Consider the following 14057-nt stretch of genomic DNA (forward strand, 5'->3'; position numbering starts at 1 on the left):
CGCAACTGGTACGCGCCGGTTGCGGGCGTTCAACGAACCCAAGTCTGAAGTTTTGCGTAACGAATGGGGTGGTCGAGTATGGGTAAGGCAATCTTTCCAAGGAGCTTGCGAGGGGCAAGCGGGCACGAGTGGGATCCATCTCCCGAGATTTCCGGTGTGAAAGTCTCGGCGGTCGCGAGCCTGATCGCGGTTGCCTCGTTCTCCAGTGCCGAAGCCCAGCAGGCGCCGCTGCCGTCCGTCAACGTCGAAGCCCCGGTGGCCCGCCCCAAGCCGGCCGCCTCGCGCCCAACCGCGGACCAGGTCCGCGCGCGCGACGCAATGCGCCGCGCCGCCCGCCAGCAACAGCAGCAGCAGGCCGCGGCGCCGAAGAGCAATCTGCCGCCCGACCGCAACCCCTATTCCAGCCCCGCTTCCGACTACAAGGGCGAGCGGCTGCAGGCCTCCGGCAAGTTTCCGGAGAAGCTGCTCAACACGCCAAAGACCGTCACCGTCCTGAGCAAGGAGATCCTGGCGGACAAGAACTCCACCAGCCTCAAATCCGCCGTGCTCTCCACCGCCGGCGTGACGCTCGGCACCGGCGAAGGCGGCAACGCGTTCGGCGACCGCTTCTTCATCCGCGGCTTCGACGCCCGCAACGACGTCTTCATCGACGGCGTGCGTGACGCCGGCGTCTCCGTGCGCGAGAACTTCTTCACCGAGCAGGTCGAGATCCTGCGCGGCCCGGCGTCGTCCTTCGCCGGCCGCGGCACCACCGGCGGCGCGATCAACATCGTGACCAAGCAAGCCACGACCGAGAACAGCTTCTACAACATGGACACCACGCTCGGCACCGACAGGACCAAGCGCGTGGTGATCGACGTCAACCAGAAGATCACGCCGACCTTCGCTGCCCGCGTCGGCGGCCTGTTCCAGGATGCCGGCGTTGCCGGCCGCGACTACGTCACCGACAACCGCAACGGCGGCTTCATCGCCACCAAGTGGACGCCGCTCGACACCGTCACCCTGTCCGCCAACTACATCCACAACGAGGTGACCGGCCGTCCGGACTTCGGCGTGCCGTATTATCGGCCGAGCACGCTCACCGCCGGCGCGCCGTTCCCCGAGGTCGGCTCGCCGCGCAACGCCTGGTATGGCTTCGTCAACCGAGACTTCTCGCGCGTCGGACAGGACATCGGCTCGTTCAATGCCGAGGTGAAGGTCACTCCCGACCTGACGATCTCCGACAAGGTCCGGGTGTCGCGCTCGACCTTGAACTACATCGGCACGCTGCCGGAAGGCCCGACCAACATCAATCCGCCGTCCGGCGCGCTCATCAGGGCGAATCCGCAAAGCCGCTTCCAGCAGACGGACGTGCTCGCCAACCAGCTCGAGGCGACCTACAAGTTCGACACCGGCAACTTCAGGCACACCGTGCTCGCCGGCCTTGAGGTCTCGCAGGAAAAGGCGCGCATCAACAGCTACACCGGCCTGACCTCCGAGCAGCAGGGCTTGGCGTTCGCGGGCAGCGGTTCGCTCTCGGGCGTGAGCGTGTTCAACCCGCAGTTCACGAACCTGCCGTTCGGCATTCCGTCGTTGGGGCAATTCCCGACCAACGTGAAGATCGACTCGGCGAGCGTCTACGCTCTCGACAGCGTCAACTACCGCGATCTCGTCATCCTCAACGGCGGCGTGCGCTATGACAAATACGACGTCCGGGTCGACGGCTTCGGCACCGTCAACGGCGTCGCCAACACGCCGGGCACGACGGCGGCCTCCAGCGGCATGCCGAACTTCAACGTCGGCATGACATTGAAGCCGGTGCCCTACGCCAGCTTCTATGCGGCCTACGCCACGTCATCGAATCCGGTCGGCGCCGAGTTCGACGGTCTCAGCCCGCAATATGGCGGCCTCTCCGCGGTCACCAATGGCGGCGCAAACCAGATCTTCGGGCCCGAGAAGAACACCTCGATCGAGATCGGCACCAAGTGGGAGCTGCTCGACGGTCGCCTGCTGGTCACGGGAGCGCTGTTCCAGACCGAGAAGGAGAATGCCCGCGAGTCGCGCAACATCACCAGCGCCGCGCAGGCCACGGCGGACTGCCCGTATCCGGCAGGCACCATCGGCTCCGTGCCGTGTCTCTCGGCCGGTGCCGCCTACCGCATCCGCGGCATCGACCTGCAGGCCGGCGGCAAGCTGACCGACAAATGGAGCATCTTCGGCGGCATCGTGCTGATGCAGTCCGAGGTGACCAAGTCGAACATCCCGCCGGCGAACACCGCGCTGTTCACCAGCAATGTCGGCCTGCAGCTCGCCAACACCGCGCACCAGTCGTTCAGCCTGCTGACGAAGTACCAGATCAACGACACCTGGGAGATCGGCGGCCAGGCCGTGTACCGCTCGAAGATCTTCGGCGGCACTTGGCTGGCGGCGAACCAGGGCACGGAGCTGCCGAGCTACTGGCGTTTCGATGCGTTCGCGGAAGCCAAGCTCGACAAGAACTGGACGGCGAAGGTGTTTGTTGCCAACATCTTCGACAAGCTCTACTACGACGCTCTCTATCAGAGTGCCACGCCGTTCGTGCTCGTCGGTCCGGGACGAAGCGCATCGATCGTCCTGTCCGGACGGTTCTGATCGCAGACCACCCAGCCGGGGGCACACATCAAGTGATGAGTTCATGCTGATCTGTGTCCCCGGAATTCTGAGCAAAGACGATGTGGCGGAGTTTCGCCGCATCATGGACTCCAGCGACTGGGAGGACGGCCGCTCGACGGCCGGCGCCCAGTCCGCCATGGTCAAGCGCAACGAGCAGTTGCCGCCCGACAGCGAGGTGGCGCGCAAGCTCGGCCACCGCATCATTTCGGCGATGACCGCCAATCCGCGCTTTCTCGCCGCCGCCATCCCGCAGCAGATCTTCCCGCCGCTGTTCAACCGCTACAGCGCGGAGTCGGGTCATCATTTCGGCATCCACGTCGACAACGCCGTGCGCGGCGACAAGCTCACGGGCCTGCGCATCCGCACCGACCTCTCGGTCACGCTGTTTCTCTCCGAGCCGGAGGATTACGACGGCGGCGAGCTGGTGATCGAGGATCTCTACGGCTCGCATGAGGTGAAGCTGCCGGCCGGCGACCTCGTGCTGTATCCCTCCTCGAGCCTGCACATGGTCACCCCGGTGACGCGCGGCGTCCGCGTCGCCTCGTTCTTCTGGCTGCAGAGCATGATCCGCGATCCCCTCGCGCGCAGCATGATCTTCGATCTCGATACGACGATCCAGGGATTGTCGCAGCGGATGGGGCGCGACGATCCGGAAATGGTGCGGCTGACCGGCCTCTATCACAACCTGATCCGCTACTGGGCCGAGAACTAGAGGTTCTCCTTCGGTCGCAACGACCTGCTTGAGTTCGATCGTTTACGAGCCGGGTTGCACGCGATGCAGCCCGGCTCGTTCGTTTTGGTGATGATCCCATCGTTCAGGCGCCTTCCCCAGCGCTCGCGATAGACCGCCATCCGTGCTCACATGCAGTCGGCCGGTCCGTTTCTCGGAGCTGTCGATCCATGTCTTTGACCGCCGGCGGATCGTCGTTGGCGAGCTCTGCGATTTTCCGTGGCGGTGAGCGCGTGCGCTTCGCGAACTTCAGCCCCCATCACGACCGCGATGGCCGTTGATCACGACGTGATCAGGGGCGCGCGGCGCGTGTTTCTTGAACGACGCCGATCTCATCGGCATTCTGATTCGGACATCGACGCCCTCAAGCTCCTTTCGGACGGCATCCCGTCCCGAAGGCCGCGCGGCATGCCCTCGTGCCAACCGAACAGGATCATCACGGCGGTGCCGACTAATTAGAATCGATGGAAGACCGAACGGAGGCAATTGCGTGACGCGCGGCCGCATCGGCGGCGTCATGCACGGCTAGCTCCGTCTCGCATCAGGACTTTCAGGGATTTAGGACGTCATGCACGGCATCGACGGCCGATGAATAGGCCGCACGATTCGATTTTTCATTTGGCATCGCACTCACCGGAGTGACTGCCGACCTTGATGTTCCCGCTTTGAGTCAACGGGCCGTCTCAAAACAGCCGGGTTACGACTAGAAACATTACAGAGAAGATAACTACCAAGGGGTATGCAGCAACATGTTCAGGATCGTTCTTCATGTAGGAGCGGTGATCGCAGCCGTTTCGGCCGGCGCCATGGCGCATGCCGAGCAGCCGGCCACGTCGCCGAGACCTGGCCAGGCTGCCGCCGCCCCGCAGACCACAGCACCAAATCCGGCGAATGCGACCGGAGCGAAATCCGTTCAGCCTCCGGCGACAGCGGCCGCCACGCAGGCGCCTGCCGTTGCGCCCGTCAACGCCGCCGCGGCCAGTGGGCCGGCTCCCGTTGCGCACGCAGCTCAGAGCGCGGCGCCGAAGCCAGTGACCATCGGACAGGCGCAGACGGCCCCCGCCGTTGCCCAGCCCGCGCCGCAGACGGCCGCGCCTGCTCCCACGGCAACGGCTCCGGCCACCGGCGGCGCCGCCACGGCGGCCGCACCGGCACCGGCTGTCACCACGCCGCAGGCCGCCGCAACGAGCCAGGCGCCGGCAGCCGCAACGAACGACGCCCAGCCGTCGACCGCTGCCGAAACCGTTACTGACGCCTCGGTGGGCGACAAGGCGAAGGATCAGGCAGAGAAGCCGACGCAAGGCGGCGCGCAGGCGGCATCACACGTGCCGCACGATCTGTCGCCATGGTCGATGTTCCTGGCCGCCGACATTCTCGTGAAGTCGGTGATGATGGGGCTGGCGCTCGCCTCGCTTGCGACCTGGACCGTCTTCATCGCCAAGACCATCGAGTTCTCCGTCCTGCGCCGGAAGCTGAGCAGCGCGCTGCGCAAGGTCGACGACGTACGCTGGCTGTCGGAAGCCAAGCTCGCGCTGGGATCACGCCAGAACGTGCTGACAGCACTGATCGATGCCGCCATGCACGAGATCAGGATGTCGTCCGAACTGCCGTCTCACGGCGTCAACGAGCGCGCGGCGTCGAGTTTCTCCGAGATCGTGCGTGCCGAAGGCCGGCGTTGCCGGACCGGCATGGGCCTGCTCGCCACGATCGGCTCGATCTCGCCCTTCGTCGGCCTGTTCGGCACGGTCTGGGGCATCATGAACAGCTTCATCGGCATCTCGAAGTCGCAGACCACGAACCTCGCCGTGGTCGCGCCCGGCATCGCCGAGGCGCTGCTCGCGACCGCCATCGGCCTCGTCGCCGCGATCCCGGCCGTGATCATCTACAATCACTTCACGCGGGTGACGAAGGGCTACATGGAGCTCGTCAACCGGTCCTCCGGCGCCACCGCCCGCATGCTGTCGCGCGATCTCGACCGCGGCCAGAGCCACCACAGCCATCACGGCGAGCGCTTCGAGCCGATCCACGTCCACTCCGCGCCTCCGATGGCGCTCGCAGCGGAGTAGGTCATGGCCGTTTCTCTGTCTGAAGGTGATGGTGACGACGATCTCGGCGAGACCAGCGACATCAACGTCACCCCGTTCATCGACGTGATCCTGGTGCTGCTGATCATCTTCATGGTCGCGGCACCGCTCTCCACGGTCGACGTGCCGGTCGATCTTCCGACCTCGACCGCCACGCCGCAGAAAAAGCCGGACAAGCCGATCTATGTCAGCATCAAGCCGGATCTGACGCTGTTTGTCGGCGAGGAGCAGGTGAGGCGCGCGAGCCTGGTCAGCACGCTCGAGCACATCCCCGAGGCCGCTAAGGACAAGTTCATCTTCCTGCGCGCCGACCGGGGCGTGGCCTATGGCGAGCTGATGGACGTGATGGAGCTGCTGCGGACCGGCGGCTATCCGAAGATCAAGCTCGTGACTGTCGAAGGCGTCTCACAGGCCGCCGCCCAGGCTGCACATTGAAACCAGTGAAACGACGGAAGTGAAGAATGGTCGAACACAAGTATCAAGGAGCGTCGCGCCGCTTGTGGATCTCAGCCGCGATTGGCGCCGTGATGTTGCACGGTGGCGGCGCCGCGCTCGCGGTCGTCCATCTCAGCGGCAATGATGCGGAAGGTGGCCTCGGCGCCGCCGGCGCCGAGTTCGCGCTCGAGATGGCCTCGCCCCAGGTCGAGGACAACGATCTTCCGCCGGGTCCCGACAGCGACGCGGCCGAAGCTGCGCCGGAGCAGATGCAGCAGACCGCCGAAGTCCAGGAGTCCGACGCCGTCAAGGACAAGCCGACCGAGACCGAGGAAGAGGCCGATCGGGTCGTCACGCAGAACGACCCCAAGAAGCCGGAGAAGGAGGAACAGCAGCAGGCGACCCAGCAGGCCGAGGCGTCGGTCGCGTCTGCCGCGCAGGAAGAATCGGCCCGCAAGGCGCTGGACGAGGCCGCGCCGCCGGCGGAGACGGCCAAGGCCCCCAATCCGGGAATGGGCAAGGACAAGCAGAAGCTGACCAACGATTGGGGTCGCAAGATCAGTGCCTATTTCGAGCTGCACAAGCGCTATCCGGAAGGCAAGAAGCACAATGGCACGGTCAAGGTCGCGCTGGTGCTGAGCCGGGCCGGCAAGGTGGTGTCTGCGTCCGTCATGCAGTCGTGCGGCGACTCGATGTTCGACGATGCCGCGCTTGCGATGATCCGCCGCTCCGACCCGGTGCCCGCGCCGCCGTCCGGACTGACGGACGATCAGTTCAGCTTCAGCCTCGACGTGAACTTCAACCAGAAGAAGTAGTCGTGGCCGAACTGACACGCAGATCCGGAGTTGGCAGCGCTCACCTCGTGGGCGCTGCATTTCGTTTTGGAGACTGGAGCCAGCCACTCCCGCCGCGCGTCCACCCGTCGCTGGGTGGCTATACTACATGGCGAAGCCGGCGCGAAACTCCAGCTTCCAGGCTTGCGGCCCTGCCCCGGAATGACTGTGGCCGCGTCACGACAGCAGGCGTGATCTCCAGGCACGCGCTCAGAAGACCGCAGATGCGGCGCGCGGGCGCCTGCCGGGCAGCCGATCAGTACTGTACCCGCGCGCCGACCTGCACCACGGTCGCCGACAGATTGTTTTCGCGGAAGTTGGAGCGCGTCTCCTCGCGCCGGACGCTGGCCCTGAGCTGCAGCAGGCGTGAGAACTTGTAGAGCATGCCGAGCTCGACCAGGTAGCGGTCGTCGACCCGCGTCGTGCCCGTGAAGGCGTCCTGACCAAAGCCGGCGAGGAAGGTGCCGATCAGCCACGGCTCGAACTGGTGCTCGACGCCGACCGTGACGTCGCGCTTGAGCACGCCGGAGATTCCGGGCTCGGTGATCTCCACGACCTGCGACTTGGCGCCGAACATCACCGCCGTCTCCTTGGCATACTGCCAGGTCAGGTTGGCGTCGGCGATGAAGCCGTTGACCGGTTTCAACATCGGATCCTGATAGCGGCGCGTGAGATAACCCACCGCAACGTCGCCGGTCAGCTTGTCGGCATAGTTGAAGGTCACGCCCGCCTCGACCGCGGTGCCGGTGGAGTCGCGGCGAAAGCCCTCGGCATCGACCGCGATGTCGTGAACGCGGCGGTCGACGGCGACGTCGACGAAGGGCCGGATCTCCGGGGTCAGGTTGTAGGTCACGCGGCTCTGCGAGCCGTATTGGACGAAGTTGCGATCGGCGTTGCTGACGATCTGGCCGTCCATCAGCGGCGCGTTCTGGAACGCGACACGGTCGATGGCGGCCTTGGTCGAGATTTCGACCTCCTCGAACCGCTTGGTGACGCCGGCCGAGCCGCCGACGGTGGAGGCCAGCGGGATCTTGGCGAACCGACCGGCGAAGCGCGGCGTGCCGGGATCATCGGCATCGACGGCAACGTGCCCCTCGCCGTTGAGCGCAAACGTATCGGTGATGTCGTAGCGTCCATTCACCTTGGCGTCGACGGTAGGCCTGCTGAGCTGCCGGAGCTTCGCATAGTCGATGTAGCCGACGCGCACATCGGCGTTGAGCAGATGCCGCTCGAACTGAGAGCGCACGAGCAGGACCGGCGCAACGCTGACGAACGCCGAGCCCTTGCCTTGTGGTACACGGCCGGGATTGCTGTCGAAGCCTGACGACATTTCGAACGCAGGCTTCAGGATGAAGTTTCCCACCGTGATGCCCTTGGGCTCATAGGGGTCCTCCTCCATCATCGGCGGCTGCGCCGGCGGCTCCTGCGGCTTCTGCCCCTTGTTCACCGGCGGCAGCCGCATCTTCGGCTTATCGGCCAGAACGGGCGGAATCGGCTGCGCATCCTGTCGCGGAATTGGCGGCAGGTTGCGCGGCAGCACGCCACGGGTGGCCGGCGGCGGACTGACGGCGAAGGCCAGCGCATCCAGACAGCGATTGGGGACGTTCGTCGTCGACAGCCGGCCGGGCGTCGACAAGCAGCCGCCAACCAGGAGGCCGGCGGACGGAGCACCGAAAAAGCCGTTTCGAACCGGAGCCAGACGCGGCGCCGGTTCGCGGCGCGCGGCCTGAGGGAGCGCGCCCGCGCCAGCATCGATCGGAGACCGCGGCCGCGGCGGTGCAGCCCCATCCACCTGCGTTGCCGCCTTGGGCTCCGGCTCGACGCCGCCAGGCGAAACGATCACCTGCGGAATGACCAGCGGTCCATTGCCATTCGCGGGCCGCGCCGGCTGGCGGCGGCGGTTCGGCACGACCACCACCGGCCCACCCTCGGTGGCCCCGGGATCTGCATAGGCTCTGACCTGGCTCCCCGGAACGACGGTCTGACCGTAGGACGGCGCGGCTCCAAACAGCGTCACGAGCAGCACGGTGATCGCAACCGACTCCTCCTGGCACCATGAGACGTCGCGACCGATGCCACGTCTGGAAGCGACCGTCTCTCGTGCTGCCCGTTCCAAAAAGCCTCGTCTCCGTCGAGTTCGGCAACCTGCGAAGCGCGGCCCCCCCCCCCGCGGCGTGACACGTTCCGGCATCACGGCGCCGCGGGGGCCGAAGGCCGGATCACTCGATGATCAGCGTGCCCTTGTTGCCCTGATGGAAGTCGTCGAAGAATTCGTAGCGTCCCGGCTTCTGCGCCTTGACCTTCACGACGCCTTCCATGTTCGGCTTGATCACTGTCTCGAACTCCAGGGGCTCGCTCTCGAACTCGACCGGCGCGCCATCCAGATTCTTGACCTTGAACACGATCGGCGTGTCGGCCGGCGCCTTCATCTCCGTCGGCTGAAACTTGTTGTCCTTGACCGATATCTCGATCGTGGTCTCCGCCGCGCCCGCCGGAAGCGCGAGCGCCGCGATCAACAGCGCGGCGGCTCCTGCTGCCTGTACCTTCCCAAAGAGATTCATGGTGTATGTCCCTGTCCCGAATTCACCCGAATGTGCCGGACGGCTTCCAGACGCTCGCCTGTTTCGACGAGTCTCCGACACTTCATAGAACGACTATAAAGTCCCGAATGCGGCAATTTGCCGTGTCCAAATTTGACAACATCGTTGTGTGCGACAAAGCGCGCGACTTTATTAGTTGCGTAGCGTCGCGGCGCCGCGCAGATGCATCGGCTTGAGCATCGCCGACGCGCGGCACCGAATGACAGCGACGAAAATCAACGGTCTCTGCGGTCGAGAGCAGCATGATCGCCTTGGTTCGCATCGCGGCTGTGCTGATATGAGACACGACAGGTCATGCAGCGTCGTCGCACACCCCGCGAACCACACGAGACTCACGATCGACCGCGCGCGCTGCGCGCAGCACATGCATGATCCTCATGCGCCGGCTCGTCGAGGCGACTGCGAGCGAGATACACGCATAGGAACGCGCTCGCGCTGGTCCCGCGCGGCATGGACCGAAATGTGCGTGTGCCTCCATCCAGCTCGAGCCGTGCGCGGACAAGCCTTGCGCGCACCAGAAGTGAAATCAGACGCGAGCCCGCCCGCCCATATCGGCGGCGAGCGCACACGACCGATGCCCGCCGCCTCACCTGCCGACCCCCAGCCGCTTGTCGTGAATGCTGAGGGACCGCGGCATGCGTGCGGGCTTCGCGGCGCCCGACGTCGGATTCACGCGCAGGGGCGGCAGATCGGGCACGACGGATACGTGCTCCTCGTTCGCCATCGGCTCGGGCTCCGGGTTCTGCCGTGCGACGCTGCGCGCCGCCGCCGCACGCACGATTCCGGGCACGCGCTTGCGTCCCGTGACCATCGCGCGCATCAGGTTCTCCCGCTGCAGCACGCTCATCCACACCGTGCCGAGCACATGCACGGCGATCAGGGCGATGATGGCATTGGACGACAGCGCATGCGCCTGTTCGATCCAGCCGACGCCGAAGAACCGGACCGAGACCTGCATGACGCCGCTGATGGTCGAGACGATCAGAAGCGCGAGCATCACGACCAGCATCGCGGCGCCTGCCGGGTTCAGCCCGAGATAGCGTCCCGTCTCTCCGCGCAGCATGCCCACGATGTATTGAGGCGCCGCCCGCAGCTTGAGGCTGATCCGCGCGAACAGCGAATGGCGGCTGCCGATCAATCCCCAGATCAGCCTGAAGGCGAGCAGACCGATGACGGCGTAGCCCGCCAGCCGATGCAGGCGGTCGAACGCGTTGGGCGTGACGCAGGCGACGAGCACGAAGGCCGCGAGCGACCAGTGCCAGACGCGCAGCGGCAAATCCCAGACCGCCACGGTCCCCGAACTTGAGTTCGCCGGCGTCTCGGAGGAGACGCTCCGCTGCGCCCGGCCTGCGTCACGCATGACCATCAGATCACTTCGCCTTCGTATGCTTCAGTGCGAGGTCCTCGGGGCTGTAGAACAGCTCATAGAGCTTGCCGCCCTTGACGCCGTAGACCTCGTAGCAGGTGCCCTCGATCTTGGTCTGGCGGACCTCGTAGCCGGCAGCCTTCGCCTTCGCTTCGGCCTCGGCCGTCGTCTTCCACGACGCCTTGTCGAGCTTGGTGCAATCCTTGTAGCCGTCGGCGAGCGCAGCGGAGCCCGACGCAAGACCCGCCGCCAATGCCACAACCATTATCTTGATGACCTTCATTATCAAATCCCTCCTCGAAGACTGCGCCATCGGCGCCAACAGCGCTCGATGCGCGGGCTACAAAGGGGAGGGAGATTTCAACGAAACTTGGACATCGCATTCCGCGGCGGACGGCCTCGAACACGCATGCGCGGCTCGAAACAATCCGCATCCGGCCGCAATGTCGCTGAGATGCGAACTCATATACGTTCCAGTCAGGATCGAACCGTGTCGGCAGGCTGCTGATCTTTTTCCGGAATCGGCAACGTGCGTAGTTCCCCGTACGTTGCAACTGATATTGATTCGCAAGGATGTAGCAGCACTGGCGCGAGGCTCACGCGCCTTCCTCGCGCATAAGGCGTCACTGGCGATGCGTGCGGGACCACACTCCTGCCCGATTGCGGCTGTGACCAGGGTGCGGCGAGAAAGGAACAGACAGCTACACGGCTGCGACCTTAAGCCTCAGAAAAAAATATTCTGAGCGCTGCGATCGTTCACACGACCGGAGCGATATCGGCACCGGAAAATGACAATGCGGCTGTGCGCACGCATCTACCAACCGTCAAGCGCACATGCGTGCGAACAGCGGTATACCAAAGAAGCGATCCTGATCTCAGGGCCGGGCGATGCCCTTGCCGACACCGACCACCGGCCAGGATGGCGGATCGCTGCAGGGAAACGACTTGTCGGATGCCTCGGCAACGACGTCCCAGCTCGCGTCGGGATCTGCCATGGAATCGCGCCCGGACGAGCGGCCACGGCCGGGTGAGCTGCCCTTGCTCTCGCCGCCGCTGCGGACCGCGACGTCGGCGCGCCTCGCGAGCCTTGGCGCGAATTTCGACATGCTTCATTCCATCGCTGCGGCAGGCAGGATGATGATGGATCGCCCTTGCCGCTATGGAGCGACAAGCGCCGCCCTCGGCGATGGTTCCACAAGGAGCGACCGAGCTTGCATCCCACGGTCGCGCGTAAGCCGACGCACATCAACGCGCCCGGCCACCGGGAATGGAGAGATCGTCACTTCGTCCCGGAGAAGACGCGGCTGATGAAGTCGGAGCTCTCGGGCGACTTCGTCGTCTCCGGCGGCGGCTCGGGCTGGGCCGGCGGCTCGGCGGGTACGGATCGGATCTGCGGTCTGTTTCGGGCGCTGACGCCACGCGTCGCGCGCGCCTCCTGCTCGCCTCCGTTCGGCTTGCTCACCGTGATCATGATCTTCTCGGAGATCACCGGCGGATCGAAGTTGAGATGCCTGGTGTCGCCCAGCACGAGCTGCAGCGTGTGCTTGCCGGGCGACAATTCGATCCGCGCCTCCGTCTCCCCCGCTGCGTAATGAACGTGTTTCTTGTCACGCGGAATCTCCTCGCCGGCCTGCATCGTCTCGTCGACGTCGACCAGAAGATGATGATGGCCACTGCCGGCGAAATCGTCGCCCGCATGGGTAACGCCCATGTTGCGCAGTCCGAAGCGAGCGATCACGGGCCCGGTCACCGTCTCCCCGTCCGCAGGAGAGATGAAATAGACGCGGGCATCCTTCGCAGCCTTCGTTCCCTTGGCCGGCGCCAATGACGGCGCGAGCACGAGCGATGCGGTCAGGATGAGGCAGAGTCGCGCAGACCTCGGCAGCATGCAAATCCCCTATGGTGAGAGCGCGACGCGGAAACCCAGGGTCGGATGCCGGATGCGGCCGTCATAGCGGTCGCGGCTGCCGGCCCGCGCATCGGCGGCGCCGTTCTTCCACGATCCCGAGCGGATGACGCGGGCATAGCTGCTCTCCTCGAGCCAGGCCGATCCGTCCGCCGGCGCGCCCTTGTAGTTCTTGTGCCAATTGTCGGCGACCCACTGGCCGACGCCGCCGCCCATGTCGAACAGGCCGTAAGGATTGGCCTGGACGCTGCCGATTTTCGGCGGCTGATCCGTCTCGGCCTCGCCGGCGCCGTTGCACCCCCTGCAACTGGCCATGCCCGGGCGCATGCGATCGCCCCACCAATAGCGGGTGCGCTGGCCGCCGCGCGCGGCGTATTCCCACTCGGCCTCGGTCGGCAGCCGGTACGACTTGCCGGTCGCCTTCGACAGCCAGCCGAGATAGGCCTGGGTGTCGTCGTAGCTCAGGTTGGTGATCGGACGATCATCCGCACCGGTCGCGATGTCGGCGCAGCTTGCCGCCGCGACACACTGCCTCCACTCGCCTATCGTGACGGGATACTTGCCGAGCGAGAACGGCCGCACGCTGACCTGATGCGCCGGCTGCTCGGACTCGTCGTCGCCACCCATCGCAAAACTGCCGCCGGCGATCGCGACCAGCTCGGGCACGCGCAGCTTCGACTCGGCTTCCGGCGCCCGCGCGGGCCGCGAGATGGCTGCGGTGTCGGATGATCGCGCCAGCGTCGCCTCGAGTGCCGGAGCCTGGCGCGGCGCGATGAAGGAGCTGGACGGCGATTGCGAGGCGTCCTGGGGCGCGCTGGCGGCTTCCAACAGGATCCGGCGCGGCGAAGGCAGCGGCGCGGCAGACTGCGCCTCCCGCTGCGAGCTCGACGATCCGGCCGACCCAGGCGGCGCCTGAATCAGCAGCCCGATCTCGCGTAGCGGCAGCAGCACGCCGCCGAGGAAGACGATGCCGAGGACCACGACGCCGAGCGCTCCACGGATCAGCTTCTTGCGAGCTCCTGCAGCCGGTGCGAACAGGGCCTTCAGCCGGCCGCCCTCACCCGTCTCCTCCTGATCATCGTCGCCGCCGTCGTCCCATCTGTCCGGAAGGGACGCCGCCGGCGCGGGCGACGGGCGCGGACGCACCGGAGAGACAGGTGCAGGTTCTCGTCGAGCCGCACTCTCCGGCTCTGCGATCTCCCATTCGGCGTCGAGCGACTGCTCGAGCGCGCCGCACATCATCAGCAGCAGCCCGCCTTCGCTCTTGCCGGTCCAGCGCTCCTGCACCTCGGGACACTCGACCTGATCCTCGACGCGCAGGAAGCTCGGCGGACGCATCGGGCTGAGCGAGACCTGCACCGTACGGCCGCAGCGCCGGCAGGCCACCGCGCGGGAATCCTCCGGCAGCGCATCCTCGGCGAGCTTGGGAGCCCGCAGCCATTGCAACGCTGAACTCTCGCTCATGCTGTCCT

Annotated in this window: 12 protein-coding genes; 5 read left to right on the forward strand and 7 right to left on the reverse strand. The window is 65.8% G+C overall.

Going from position 1 to position 14057, the window contains the following annotated elements; translation table 11 throughout:
- The first annotated feature begins 78 nt into the window (after positions 1–78).
- The 5 genes from QX132_RS07790 (at position 79) to QX132_RS07810 (ending at position 6695) form a co-directional block, all read left to right on the forward strand.
- A complete protein-coding gene (locus QX132_RS07790; protein WP_316160639.1) occupies positions 79–2610 on the forward strand; it encodes a TonB-dependent receptor in 2532 nt (843 codons plus the stop codon).
- Positions 2611–2653: 43 nt separating this feature from the next.
- Positions 2654–3343: a Fe2+-dependent dioxygenase gene (locus QX132_RS07795; RefSeq protein ID WP_315758759.1), complete on the forward strand. Its 690-nt coding sequence runs from the start codon at positions 2654–2656 to the stop codon at positions 3341–3343.
- Positions 3344–4110: 767 nt separating this feature from the next.
- Positions 4111–5427, forward strand: a complete 1317-nt coding sequence (gene exbB / locus QX132_RS07800) for a tonB-system energizer ExbB (protein ID WP_316160640.1) — start codon at positions 4111–4113, stop codon at positions 5425–5427.
- Between the two features lie 3 nt (positions 5428–5430).
- Positions 5431–5880 (forward strand): TonB system transport protein ExbD, encoded by a 450-nt coding sequence (exbD, locus tag QX132_RS07805; protein ID WP_315779223.1) that lies wholly within the window; start codon positions 5431–5433, stop codon positions 5878–5880.
- Positions 5881–5906: 26 nt separating this feature from the next.
- Positions 5907–6695 (forward strand): TonB family protein, encoded by a 789-nt coding sequence (locus QX132_RS07810; protein ID WP_315736413.1) that lies wholly within the window; start codon positions 5907–5909, stop codon positions 6693–6695.
- A gap of 274 nt (positions 6696–6969) precedes the next feature.
- Here the strand turns inward: QX132_RS07810 and QX132_RS07815 are convergent, their stop codons facing one another.
- The 7 genes from QX132_RS07815 to QX132_RS07845 all read right to left on the reverse strand — a co-directional run bounded on the left by QX132_RS07815 (position 6970) and on the right by QX132_RS07845 (position 14049).
- Positions 6970–8829: an outer membrane beta-barrel protein gene (locus tag QX132_RS07815; protein WP_315795866.1), complete on the reverse strand. Its 1860-nt coding sequence runs from the start codon at positions 8827–8829 to the stop codon at positions 6970–6972.
- A gap of 103 nt (positions 8830–8932) precedes the next feature.
- Positions 8933–9274, reverse strand: coding sequence for a cupredoxin domain-containing protein (locus tag QX132_RS07820; protein WP_315736411.1), 342 nt, complete (start codon positions 9272–9274; stop codon positions 8933–8935).
- 625 nt (positions 9275–9899) lie between these two features.
- On the reverse strand, positions 9900–10673 hold the full coding sequence (locus tag QX132_RS07825; RefSeq protein WP_316160786.1) for a cytochrome b/b6 domain-containing protein: 774 nt from the start codon (positions 10671–10673) through the stop codon (positions 9900–9902).
- A gap of 10 nt (positions 10674–10683) precedes the next feature.
- Complete coding sequence (locus QX132_RS07830; protein WP_315736410.1) at positions 10684–10962, reverse strand: PepSY domain-containing protein; 279 nt, start codon at positions 10960–10962, stop codon at positions 10684–10686.
- A 592-nt stretch (positions 10963–11554) separates the two neighbouring features.
- Positions 11555–11785 carry a hypothetical protein gene (locus QX132_RS07835; protein WP_315736409.1) on the reverse strand — a complete coding sequence of 77 codons (231 nt, stop codon included), beginning with the start codon at positions 11783–11785 and terminating at the stop codon, positions 11555–11557.
- Positions 11786–11958: 173 nt separating this feature from the next.
- A complete protein-coding gene (locus QX132_RS07840; protein ID WP_316160641.1) occupies positions 11959–12567 on the reverse strand; it encodes a DUF4399 domain-containing protein in 609 nt (202 codons plus the stop codon).
- 9 nt (positions 12568–12576) lie between these two features.
- Positions 12577–14049 carry a formylglycine-generating enzyme family protein gene (locus QX132_RS07845; protein WP_316160642.1) on the reverse strand — a complete coding sequence of 491 codons (1473 nt, stop codon included), beginning with the start codon at positions 14047–14049 and terminating at the stop codon, positions 12577–12579.
- Positions 14050–14057 lie beyond the last annotated feature (8 nt).

The organism is Bradyrhizobium sp. SZCCHNRI20481, assembly GCF_032485055.1.
Lineage (GTDB): Bacteria > Pseudomonadota > Alphaproteobacteria > Rhizobiales > Xanthobacteraceae > Bradyrhizobium.

Bases quoted from the DNA above. Each gene is read 5' to 3' on its own strand.
- QX132_RS07835 (WP_315736409.1), bottom strand. From the start codon at position 11,785: ATGTCGAAATTCGCGCCAAGGCTCGCGAGGCGCGCCGACGTCGCGGTC.
- QX132_RS07845 (WP_316160642.1), bottom strand. From the start codon at position 14,049: ATGAGCGAGAGTTCAGCGTTGCAATGGCTGCGGGCTCCCAAGCTCGCC.
- exbD (WP_315779223.1), top strand. From the start codon at position 5,431: ATGGCCGTTTCTCTGTCTGAAGGTGATGGTGACGACGATCTCGGCGAG.
- exbB (WP_316160640.1), top strand. From the start codon at position 4,111: ATGTTCAGGATCGTTCTTCATGTAGGAGCGGTGATCGCAGCCGTTTCG.
- QX132_RS07795 (WP_315758759.1), top strand. From the start codon at position 2,654: ATGCTGATCTGTGTCCCCGGAATTCTGAGCAAAGACGATGTGGCGGAG.
- QX132_RS07825 (WP_316160786.1), bottom strand. From the start codon at position 10,673: ATGCGTGACGCAGGCCGGGCGCAGCGGAGCGTCTCCTCCGAGACGCCG.
- QX132_RS07790 (WP_316160639.1), top strand. From the start codon at position 79: ATGGGTAAGGCAATCTTTCCAAGGAGCTTGCGAGGGGCAAGCGGGCAC.
- QX132_RS07820 (WP_315736411.1), bottom strand. From the start codon at position 9,274: ATGAATCTCTTTGGGAAGGTACAGGCAGCAGGAGCCGCCGCGCTGTTG.
- QX132_RS07810 (WP_315736413.1), top strand. From the start codon at position 5,907: ATGGTCGAACACAAGTATCAAGGAGCGTCGCGCCGCTTGTGGATCTCA.
- QX132_RS07840 (WP_316160641.1), bottom strand. From the start codon at position 12,567: ATGCTGCCGAGGTCTGCGCGACTCTGCCTCATCCTGACCGCATCGCTC.
- QX132_RS07830 (WP_315736410.1), bottom strand. From the start codon at position 10,962: ATGAAGGTCATCAAGATAATGGTTGTGGCATTGGCGGCGGGTCTTGCG.